6 protein-coding genes are annotated in these 9,068 nt (G+C 53.1%); 1 reads left to right on the top strand and 5 read right to left on the bottom strand.

All coding sequences use genetic code 11. The annotated features are described in order from the left end of the window. Positions 1 to 3 precede the first annotated feature (3 nt). The gene (locus ACLCGK_RS07990; protein WP_410951766.1) at positions 4 to 1,488 is read right to left on the bottom strand and encodes a hypothetical protein; all 1,485 of its coding nucleotides are present in this window, start codon (positions 1,486 to 1,488) and stop codon (positions 4 to 6) included. 352 nt (positions 1,489 to 1,840) lie between these two features. Continuing rightward, a complete protein-coding gene (locus tag ACLCGK_RS07995; RefSeq protein WP_410951767.1) occupies positions 1,841 to 3,448 on the bottom strand; it encodes a hypothetical protein in 1,608 nt (535 codons plus the stop codon). Positions 3,449 to 3,649: 201 nt separating this feature from the next. Here ACLCGK_RS07995 and ACLCGK_RS08000 point away from each other — a divergent pair, with 201 nt between their 5' ends. Next, positions 3,650 to 3,838: a hypothetical protein gene (locus tag ACLCGK_RS08000; protein ID WP_410951768.1), complete on the top strand. Its 189-nt coding sequence runs from the start codon at positions 3,650 to 3,652 to the stop codon at positions 3,836 to 3,838. 415 nt (positions 3,839 to 4,253) lie between these two features. Here the strand turns inward: ACLCGK_RS08000 and gmtX are convergent, their stop codons facing one another. The 3 genes from gmtX to gmtY are packed head-to-tail and all read right to left on the bottom strand — an operon-like array spanning position 4,254 to position 8,927. Continuing rightward, complete coding sequence (gene gmtX, locus ACLCGK_RS08005; protein ID WP_410950740.1) at positions 4,254 to 4,913, bottom strand: gamma-mobile-trio protein GmtX; 660 nt, start codon at positions 4,911 to 4,913, stop codon at positions 4,254 to 4,256. Further along, on the bottom strand, positions 4,888 to 7,479 hold the full coding sequence (locus ACLCGK_RS08010) for a VPA1269 family protein (RefSeq protein WP_410950741.1): 2,592 nt from the start codon (positions 7,477 to 7,479) through the stop codon (positions 4,888 to 4,890). Before ACLCGK_RS08010 ends, gmtX begins: the two co-directional genes overlap by 26 nt. Beyond that, positions 7,476 to 8,927, bottom strand: a complete 1,452-nt coding sequence (gene gmtY, locus ACLCGK_RS08015; protein ID WP_410950742.1) for a gamma-mobile-trio recombinase GmtY — start codon at positions 8,925 to 8,927, stop codon at positions 7,476 to 7,478. The genes ACLCGK_RS08010 and gmtY overlap by 4 nt, the downstream gene beginning before the upstream one ends. Between the last annotated feature and the right edge of the window lie 141 nt (positions 8,928 to 9,068).

Raw genomic sequence — 9,068 nt, forward strand, 5'->3', positions numbered from 1 at the left:
TCTCTAGTTTAGGAAGCTCAATTCCGGTTCACCGTGAGGGATTGGCAAGCACCAGTCCTGCACAATGCCATAGGGACTGTGAAAGTTAAAACCATCCTTGCACGCCACGCCACCATTTAGATGGTTGACAGCAATACTAATGGCGCACGATCGTGAACTGAATTTCCGGTCTGTAAAGCTGACCTTGTCCTGGATGTTTTTCATGAGTTGTTGAGCGGAAGTCCTGAGTCCAAGCGACACCACGAACCGCTTACCATCATTGTTGTAGAGCAATGGTGTGAACACGTCCCCATTTGACTCTTTGAAAATAGCATGCGCTGGAACCAGGAAGAATTTGGAAACTCCTGTCCTCGCCAGCTCTTCCTGAATTATGGCTATCGTCTCTGCATGCCCTTCAGGCGTGAATTGAGCATGGACAACAGCAAAGAATACTTGGGAAGAGATATCGTCGAGCTTAAAGAGTTCCAATGGCAATGTCGGATGCTGAGAGACCGGCCCGATTTTCCAGTCCATGGCGGACAGTACACAGGCCCAGCTGTTACCAGGGCTGGTGGTCTCTGGCTTATCAAGCTGTGAGACTCTAACCCCAATAGCGCAATCGGTAAGAAAATCTACGATATCCTGGGTTTTCGACTCTCTTGGGTCATGCATTTTAAGCAGGGTGAGGCCGTATTCAGGGTCGGCGTTCTCAATGTCACCGTGAATATGGTATTCAGCCAACTGAAGGAGAGCGGCGTTATACAGGCAGTCGACTTCGAGGGGGCCATCCATTGCGAGACGCGGCAGCCCTGCATCGACAGTATCGATGAGTTTTTTCAACCATCTGGCGGAGCGGTTGGCGTTACTTTTATCACCTTTCCTGTATCCCCAGAAACCAACATTGGCCGCGTTGAACATGCCGATCAGTAGACCCAAATCAGCTGCTTTTTCATAAATTTCGATAGCTGCAGCATGGTCAGGCTTACCCGTAATCAAACCATCTCTAACAATGGGGCAGTAGTTTACGTAACAAGCAGCCTTTTCATTCGGTGTTTTGGCTTCAGCAATAGCAATCTGAAAGTACTTTTCGGCACGCTCGAACTGGGACACGGTACGACCGCCCTGGAGAAAACCGGTGGCTGCATTGTAAGCAGCCATGTAGATACCAATGTCGGCAGCCCTGGCCGTCATCTCATTCATTTCCGGGGAGGGGGAGTGGGTGATGCTCGCAACATTCATGAGGGTGCTGATGACAAGCTCGGCAATCACACGGTTCAAGACCTCATCGACATGCGTCACAAAGTCGTGTGGCCGGTCAATTAGCGCTTCATGGTCAACTGGGGCAATATCAATAGAATCCACTACCTGTGCGACCAACGCCGCAGCCTGGTTGAGCTTACCGTTTTCAGCCAACTTTAGCGCTTGAGCCCAGCGTTTGTCGGTTGATGGAAGCATCATTCGGGTTAGCTGGTTATGGGCAATGATGAGCGCTTCTGCACGTTTGGACATTTTGGATTCCGCTACCAGTTCGGTCAATACACGATGAGACCACAGCTCCAGAGATCAGTAAAGCATGGCTTCAGGTGAGTGACGGGCAGTGGGGATCATGCCCTAAGAGCACGCTCGAATCGCAAGTGCCGCAATCGTGAGATCATGGCCAAGCTGTTCGGCACGTGCATCTCCCTCCACGCTGGATTCGCCCCGAGAGTCATTTAACGTCTCTCAACCTGGTTCTTTGGGTTTGAATCGTTACAAACACACTCTTGGAAAGGTTGGCGCCCCATCTCCCGACAGATTTGTAACAGGCTCAACTCATTGTGCGCAATGTGGATTTGACTAGAGGTCAATTTTCGCGCAGGAACTAGAAATCCAGATGCTTGCCACAATGACCAATGACTATCTTCTGGTCTCCACCAATCCATTCAAAATGAATCCGTAACGTGGTGGCTTTGCTGTTCTTAACCCCATAGCGCAGGTGTGTGTCCATGCGTAGCTGCTGGCCCTTGTAGATAAAGGTTCGCAGGCGCTTCCCCTCTGCACTCAAGTTGGTCTCTGTTGCCGAAAAGGTAGTCTCGGTGAAAACGGCTTTCGCCTGCTGGGTGGTTCCACCATCAGCCATGATCGGCCAGTATTCACATGCAAGCCTGTTCAGCAGCTCATGGGCCTTTTGTGCGTACTGGAAATGCCCACGGTCGGACTGTCGGGCTGATTCGATGGCGCTTTCGAGCACCACGATACGATCAGGATAGAGATTGGCGATCAGGGTCAAGGCTTGTTCAAGACCCAGTGTCTCATCTTGTAGCGACTTGAGGCCTTCGCGAATGGTAATGATGCTCGCGGGTACCGATGCGCTTGCGAAGGTGTCGCTGCCGCGTGTGAACTGGGTCTTGCGAAGCGATTCCACGGAAGCCATTGCTCGATACACCTCGGAGCTTTTGTCTTCGAGATCGAGCTGAAGCTCCTTGATTACACCTTCTTTCGCACGGAGTTCCAGGTCAGCTTCTTCAAGCAAGGCTTGGTACTCATGGATGTCCATTAGCACGTCGGCATTATGGACGCTGGCAAGTGCCTGGTAGAGCTTTCTGCGCAGGATGGATTCTTCCACCACCTCTTGGGAGATGTGTCGCCAGGACTCCCTGATGTTCGATCGGTGAGTAATCTCGGTCAGGATCGCGGCAGCCAGCTGTTGATCATCCAAGGGCTCAGACTCGCCAGCTCTGGAGGCGAACAGCCGGGTTTCATAGTGGTCATAGACGCGACGCCCCCGTTTTGGAAAGATGACCTTGATGGCACCGCCATAAGGGGTGTAGCGTCGCCCTAGGAGATGCTCAATCGCAGTAGTGCTCTCGGTTTTGGGGATCACAACGATGTCGGCCAGCCCCAGAAGCAGGGAGCGCAGTCTTTCAGGGTTGATGGCATACCTTCCATCGTCACCAACACTCATCACCACATAAGGATGCTTTCGATCCTGTCGATCAAGCTCTCTTTCAAACGCAGGTGCACTGTCGACTGTCAGCTTCTTGGGATACGCACCAGGGGTGCCACCTACAGGCCTGCAGAACTCAACCAGGTCAACAACCAGCTTAGGCCGTGTGACCATGATTGGCGCCGTGATCTTCGTGCTGATCTCATCGGTGCGAAGCAAAATGCTGCATTCAATCCGTGCGCCAGGTTCAATCTGGCGTACTCCAATTTCTGTTGTCCATCGTCGGCCAGAGATTTGAAAATCGGGATGCGTGTAGCGAACACTGAACAGGTAGGGGTGGGTGTCATCCTGGCTGTTGACCTGAGAGCTCTTTGAGCTGAGAAGGCTACCATCATCAAATTTCAGCTCGCGAATACCATGCGATAGCTTGTCCAGGTTGATGCTGACACGGGTTTTCTGCCGCAGCCAGCGGCCAATGAGATGGATGATGCTATGAACGCCATCTTCCGGCTCCAGCTCAAAACTGTTGGCATAGACTAGCATTCAGAAACTCCATCTCGATGGTTGATTCGTGTATACCATATTTTTTGTGCGTATGCATTCGTGAAATGATGTGTCGATTTTGACTAAATTGCTATCCATGCATGACAATTTAATACTAAAGCAATCTTTTTGATTTGCTATGCGGTCAAGCATGATTTGATTCAAAAGCCCTGTTTTCTATGATTAACCATCAGGAGACCAGTGATTAATTCAATGAAATCCACAGCATTGAAAAATCAGATTGTTTCCGAAATGAGAGAGTCAAGGAAGCATCGGGTGATGGCGTCACTGGAAGATGTAGACCAGATGAACAATCGCGAGCTTTGCATCAGAAATCTCAAAATGCTGGCAATACCTGCTGGCAGGCTCGACGCCCTTGGCGCCAGCTGATGTGTCTTGCATTTGAGCCATAGAGGGGGGAGTCGATCTGTTTCAGCAGCGCTGGCTGCATCTCGACAGCGGGCTTGCCCGTTTAATTCTCCCCCTTTGCGAAACACGGGGGCGCAAATCAGAGGTGAAGTAGGTGAGGGGGATGCGAGCCTCAAAAGGTCAACTCAGTTTGCAAGGCCCACCATTTCGCCAAGCCAGGCATGATTGAGCATGGTCGCCAGGTTCGGGCAAATTTTCCAGAAAAACTGGAATGAAATTCAATCAAAATTAACTCTACTAAATGAATACAGATAAGATCACCTACTGTACTAAGATGATCGTGGGCCATTAACCATGGGGGCTACAGCCGCGAGGGATGGTTAGTATATGTACTATGTCTATGTACTACAAGCCATCTCCACGCAGCTGTGTCAGATCATTCGATTTCTTTCAGAATTTTCCGAATTGCAGGCACGTACCCATGCTTATAGATCTCACCTGAATCGCCTTTCACCTGGCCCGCCCTGGTCACCATCCAGCCTTGCCTATCGAAGAAATCGTCCGATACCGCCGCTCTGAGGGCTGTGATCTCCATGTCACTAAGAACCCCTGTCAATGAGGGCAAAAGCTGAACTGACTCCCTCTCTTGAGGTATCTCGACCACATTTGGGCGGCGGTCGACAACGATGTCCTTCTGGGATTTCAGAAGGTTGAGTTCAGCCAAGTAGCGACGGCGCTCGGCCATAACCTGTGTAAACACCGCACGCAGAGCTGGATCGTCAATACGTTGAAGCAGCTCGTTGTCGCTTGGTATGCCCTGTTCCTTGGACTTCGTAGGCAGTCTCCTATCCGTGCCCACACTTGCAGCCCAGGCCTCAATCAGCTGACGGAAACGAAACCCTCCGCTGTTGCGGATCGTTGAGGCAGATGGCCCGCCAGCCGCAACGGATAGCTTGGCAATCGTGGCAATCGAGAAGTTGCGACTCTTCGTTTTCTGATGTGCCTCCAGGACGCCATGCAGCACCGTCAGGGACTTGGCTTGCTGTTTGGTGGCCTGGCTTACCAATTCTTCAAAGATGAGCTGGGGATCGATCACGGATGGCCTCCCGGACGTGTTTTGAGGTGGTTGTGATCAGATCGGATAGCTTCGCCACCGGTTGCTTCGTGAGGCGCTCCAGCGGCTCCATAGCGGCTGGTAGAAGCTGTAGGCCTTCTCCTGCCTCAAGCAGGCTGGAAACCTCACGGAATCCCTCCATTCGGTCATTGGGAGACAGCGTCAAAGCCATAGACCTCATCATCGCATTCCCGGCAATAAGCTGGAGGCGATCATCCATTCCCATCAAAATAGGTGCGTAGCCGCCCCGCATCAGAAGGTGATTCAAAGCGCGAGAGCGCTTCTCGATGGCAGGTGTGGCCCTCAGCTCATCCGTCAAATCAGCATAGATTTCAGCGTTTTCGCACAGCTGGGAGATCTGCCACAGCTCACTACTGGTCTCGATGAATGAGATGGGCTGATGAATGTCCTCCAAAGATCCCACGGCTACCAACTTCGTGGCCGAATCACCTGTGTCCCGACCCTCTTCGATTGAGACAATCTTGCTGATGATCTGGAAGCAGGAGATCAGGTCTTTCGCGTACTCGTCAGCCTCTTTGATTTGCTTCTCATAGCGTCTTTGAGCCTGTTGCAGCTCTGCTTGTAGCAGGAATGGGCGGTTTTCCTGCTCAGCAAAGTACATCTCGTCTAGCAGATCATCGCGCTGCTGCTCGATCTCAACGGCAAGCGACGAAACCTGGGAGGCTCGATAACTCAGCATGTTGAGGTGGGCCACAAGCGCTGGTAAATAACGTGCATCGGTGATGAACCAGCGGCAACGTGGGCAGTTCTCTAGGCCATGTGGGACTGGGCCATAGACAGGCCCTTTATTGCCCCGAGTTATGACCTCCCCACCGTTCCAGCATCCGCCTATGTTGCTCATTTCGTCAGATCGAGCGCTGTTTCCACCGACAAGGCACAGCCCGATGTGACGCTGCTCCCAGCCGATTGCATTGCGATTCGCCAACGCAATCTCGATTGCGCTGCCATCAATGAAGGCCGTTTTAGAGTGGATCTGACGCATGTCAGCGTCCCGAAGGAAGATCTTCAGATTTTCATCCTGCGTAGCGCTGATGCGTCCGCTTGCAACGTCCATTACCTGGGACACCATAGCCGGGGTCGGCTTCGTGTAGTGCAGCGTCATGATGATCCGAGAGTGACCTGCAATCAGCTTGGATAGCACTTGAATCGGGACGCGCCCCTCCATGGCATAACACGTCAGAAGCGAAACACGGAGGCTGTGGAGTGGGAAATCCGTTTTGATCGGCAGCACATTCAATTTGGGGTCGGGAGGCTGTACGAAACGCAACCTAGAGCCGTCAGAAAGGGTCTGGCCACGTGCGGCAACCCGATCTTCTAACGTCGAGAGCAATCGATACCACAGGTTAGGCAGTGTGTAGCCTCCCATGGGCTTGTCACGCTCTCCTGGAGGCGCCGTGGGGTCGCGGAAGAGGAAGCAGATCGAGCCCATGTCTTTCTTCTGCTCGGCAGTTTTGACACTACCGAAGTGCTTCTCTGCCAGATCAGCACAGGAGGTTGGGCCGTTAATGGGGTTGTACTTCTCTTGCCAATTCCTCAGGCGCTCCAGCCAGTACAGGACATCTTCGTTCTGCCATGGAATCGTGTAGCCTCGCTCACGAGACTCCTTGTTCTGGTCTGCCGTTTTGTTTGTGCTGACGTAGAGACCGGTCATGATTTCACCGATGTCCTGGTCGTGGATACGGCAGAAGATTCCCCGTTTCCAGGGGTTTCCCTCGCGACCTAGAGAGAACCCATGGCGATTGTTCAGAACCCAGTCGCCACCCTCATACCGCCACGTATCAGCCTCGCCAGAGTCCAGGAAACGTACCTGATAGGTACGAAGCGGCAAATGAAGCTTTACGTGAAGCGCCATCGACCGAACAGGCGACCAGATTTCGTAGCGATCATTTTTGTAGCGCCATACGCAATCCGGGTCATCCTCGTCGATAACCGACTGCTCGACCGGGAACCAATCTCCAAAATCAGAGCGCAGTTGACCGGACTGTCGCTGAGCCCACTCCCAATCGCGGAATGTACCCCTGGGCTGCGGGCACAGAATTTCGCGAAGTTCACGAAGATATGCGTAGGGCAACGGATTGTGCACGGTCTCGGTGATTACCGTCTTTTCCTTGCCCTTGGCGAACGGATTCTTGACCAGAGCCATAGGGACGCCATGGTCATTTGGCTCGCTGTAGCTGTGGATGATGATCCAGTCGAGCAGATCCACGATCCAGTTCTGGTTTTTCACGGCAGTCGCAGCGTTCATGGATGACTCCATGAGCGGCCTCAACTCTGGCAGCAAACCCTTCTCCGCGACCTGAAAGAACACGTCAGGACTAGATCCGCCTGGCACCGTCGGCAGGTAATTGGCCATGAACCAATTCATCGCGTTGATCTTCACACCAATTGAGCCGGTCTGCGTTGCAATCCAGCCGGATAGGAGTTGACGCCAGCGCTCCCAGGCTTCGCCTCGCTCCTGCACAATCCAAGTGAAGTTCGTGTCCGAAGAGCGACCGTCTCGTGATCCGCGTCGTGTTGTCTTAGTCAAAATTTCTTAACTCTGTACCTTGTTTGTGGCGATTCGAATGCTTCCAGAGTCGCTGGTAGCGCTTCGTCCCAATCGTTGAAGGGCGAAATGATCTGGCCGCTGTCGGTCAGCTCGTCGAGCCTTTCCCCTGCGGCGGTAAGCGCAGAGGAAACGTCCGCGATACCTGGTGCGGTATATCTTTTCTGCGAGTCCAGGGAGGTGTGGTGCATAGCCTTGCGGATGATCTGCGGGGGAACCTCAGCCTTCCTCAGGCGCCGACCAAAAGCGTGCCGATGGCCATGGGTGGATCGACCCTCAGGCTTCGATACGGTTTGCCCAATACGCGCCAAGGCTCGCTTGTAATTGCCGTTCAGTGCTTGAAGGGTGTATGGCTGGCCTGCGACGGATTCTTCGTAGGAAACGAAGGCGTAAGGATGGTGCCGCTCTACAGTCGCCAAGTATCGGATATGAACCTTCCAAAGCATCATGAATAGCACGCTGAAGCGTGTAGGGAACCAGTACAGTTGGATGTAGTTGTCCGCGTGGTCGACCAGTCTCGTTTTCCACCCAACACGCTTCGTGCCTTGGCGAAGGTTCCTGGCCGTTAGGGCATACTTCTCCCTCAAGTACGCTGCGCGAGTCGTGGTGCCCTTGCGGCCTCTCCAGTTGTCTGGGGCCTTGCCTTCCTCGGGATGATAGACACGAACCATGGCGCCACCCTCGATCAGAGGGTGATCTTCGACATCCACTACCCAGAGGTGCTGTGCGTCGCTCTCTCGTAAGCCCGCGCCGTGCATCATGATCAGTATCAGTTGATCTCGCACTGCGCACCTAGGATCAGGAGCGCCACCGAAGCCCTCCATGTACATCGCTTGGAAAAGCTTCTCAGGGAACGCGATGGCGTCATCATCAGCCTTGCTGAGTGCGCGCCGGCCTCGAATATTCCGCGCCTGATCGACGTTCTTCGAGAGCGCTTTGCTTTTGATGTGCCCTAGGAAATCATTGCTGTTGCGGCGGTGCCAGGCAGCGTAATTAAGCCGCTGATCATAGGTACTGGCGGTCATCAGGGGGTTCATGGCCGGAGCGTCGTACAGATCAGCCAGATAGTCTGTGAAGCCCTTGAGGACTGAGATATGACGGTCTGATGAGTTACGACTGGCTGGCACCCACCCTAAGCCAGATGGATCTAGCCCATCATCTCCGATTGTTCCCGTATAGAGACGTGAGGCAAAGGCCTGGAAGAGAGAGCGGGGGTCGGAGAAATGGTGCTGGTTGGCCTCCATGTACTCCAGCAGCAGCTTTGTGGCCTGGGTTACCGCACGCTGCCAACTAGGGCTCAGATGATGGTTGGCCAGGAGGTAGTCAATCAGCGAGGAGACCACACCGTGCTCTGTGATCAAGACAGGAATCTCGCTCTGGATTCCCGTGCCGTCAACCACCACCTTCGCTACCACCTGAACCACTGCCATCCAATGCACCCACCCAAAAAGGTGCGGATGGTACAGATAGTACACCTATAGATGTCAACACCTTGATTTTTAAGGGGAGGGTGGAGCTAGGTTTCACCCTAATCTAGTGTACTTAGTATAGTTTTAGGTGATACCAATACT

The sequence above is a fragment of the Pseudomonas sp. S1(2024) genome (assembly GCF_046557535.1).

Excerpts from the sequence above, each read along its gene's own strand:
- ACLCGK_RS07990 (WP_410951766.1), bottom strand. The coding sequence starts at position 1,488 with ATGTCCAAACGTGCAGAAGCGCTCATCATTGCCCATAACCAGCTAACC.
- ACLCGK_RS07995 (WP_410951767.1), bottom strand. The coding sequence starts at position 3,448 with ATGCTAGTCTATGCCAACAGTTTTGAGCTGGAGCCGGAAGATGGCGTT.
- gmtY (WP_410950742.1), bottom strand. The coding sequence starts at position 8,927 with ATGGCAGTGGTTCAGGTGGTAGCGAAGGTGGTGGTTGACGGCACGGGA.